Source organism: Staphylococcus sp. SUC_1.2, assembly GCF_026222585.1.
Window position 1 is genome coordinate 1 of sequence record NZ_JANJPM010000073.1, and the last position, 1,918, is coordinate 1,918.

2 protein-coding genes are annotated in these 1,918 nt (G+C 24.3%); both read left to right on the forward strand.

All coding sequences use genetic code 11. The annotated features are described in order from the left end of the window. The first annotated feature begins 6 nt into the window (after positions 1–6). Positions 7–399 (forward strand): GNAT family N-acetyltransferase, encoded by a 393-nt coding sequence (locus NR218_RS12635; protein WP_000393259.1) that lies wholly within the window; start codon positions 7–9, stop codon positions 397–399. After that, a complete protein-coding gene (gene aph(2'')-Ia, locus NR218_RS12640; protein ID WP_001028144.1) occupies positions 400–1,839 on the forward strand; it encodes an aminoglycoside O-phosphotransferase APH(2'')-Ia in 1,440 nt (479 codons plus the stop codon). Positions 1,840–1,918: the final 79 nt, after the last annotated feature.

Sequence of the window (1,918 nt, forward strand, 5' to 3'; positions counted from 1 at the left end):
GAGTTTATGGAAGAAGTTTTAATTGATGATAATATGGTTTTTGATATTGATAATTTAAAAGGATTTCTTAATGATACCAGTTCATTTGGGTTTATAGCTAAAGAAAATAATAAAATTATAGGATTTGCATATTGCTATACACTTTTAAGACCTGATGGAAAAACAATGTTTTATTTACACTCAATAGGAATGTTACCTAACTATCAAGACAAAGGTTATGGTTCAAAATTATTATCTTTTATTAAGGAATATTCTAAAGAGATTGGTTGTTCTGAAATGTTTTTAATAACTGATAAAGGTAATCCTAGAGCTTGCCATGTATATGAAAAATTAGGTGGTAAAAATGATTATAAAGATGAAATAGTATATGTATATGATTATGAAAAAGGTGATAAATAAATGAATATAGTTGAAAATGAAATATGTATAAGAACTTTAATAGATGATGATTTTCCTTTGATGTTAAAATGGTTAACTGATGAAAGAGTATTAGAATTTTATGGTGGTAGAGATAAAAAATATACATTAGAATCATTAAAAAAACATTATACAGAGCCTTGGGAAGATGAAGTTTTTAGAGTAATTATTGAATATAACAATGTTCCTATTGGATATGGACAAATATATAAAATGTATGATGAGTTATATACTGATTATCATTATCCAAAAACTGATGAGATAGTCTATGGTATGGATCAATTTATAGGAGAGCCAAATTATTGGAGTAAAGGAATTGGTACAAGATATATTAAATTGATTTTTGAATTTTTGAAAAAAGAAAGAAATGCTAATGCAGTTATTTTAGACCCTCATAAAAATAATCCAAGAGCAATAAGGGCATACCAAAAATCTGGTTTTAGAATTATTGAAGATTTGCCAGAACATGAATTACACGAGGGCAAAAAAGAAGATTGTTATTTAATGGAATATAGATATGATGATAATGCCACAAATGTTAAGGCAATGAAATATTTAATTGAGCATTACTTTGATAATTTCAAAGTAGATAGTATTGAAATAATCGGTAGTGGTTATGATAGTGTGGCATATTTAGTTAATAATGAATACATTTTTAAAACAAAATTTAGTACTAATAAGAAAAAAGGTTATGCAAAAGAAAAAGCAATATATAATTTTTTAAATACAAATTTAGAAACTAATGTAAAAATTCCTAATATTGAATATTCGTATATTAGTGATGAATTATCTATACTAGGTTATAAAGAAATTAAAGGAACTTTTTTAACACCAGAAATTTATTCTACTATGTCAGAAGAAGAACAAAATTTGTTAAAACGAGATATTGCCAGTTTTTTAAGACAAATGCACGGTTTAGATTATACAGATATTAGTGAATGTACTATTGATAATAAACAAAATGTATTAGAAGAGTATATATTGTTGCGTGAAACTATTTATAATGATTTAACTGATATAGAAAAAGATTATATAGAAAGTTTTATGGAAAGACTAAATGCAACAACAGTTTTTGAGGGTAAAAAGTGTTTATGCCATAATGATTTTAGTTGTAATCATCTATTGTTAGATGGCAATAATAGATTAACTGGAATAATTGATTTTGGAGATTCTGGAATTATAGATGAATATTGTGATTTTATATACTTACTTGAAGATAGTGAAGAAGAAATAGGAACAAATTTTGGAGAAGATATATTAAGAATGTATGGAAATATAGATATTGAGAAAGCAAAAGAATATCAAGATATAGTTGAAGAATATTATCCTATTGAAACTATTGTTTATGGAATTAAAAATATTAAACAGGAATTTATCGAAAATGGTAGAAAAGAAATTTATAAAAGGACTTATAAAGATTGATTATATAATATATGAAAAGCTATTATAAAAGACATTAGTATTAAATAGTTTAAAAAAATGAAAAATAATAAAGGAAGTG

What these genes read in the sequence shown, in the direction of transcription:
- NR218_RS12635 (WP_000393259.1), top strand. Translation starts at nt 7, where the DNA reads ATGGAAGAAGTTTTAATTGATGATAATATGGTTTTTGATATTGATAAT.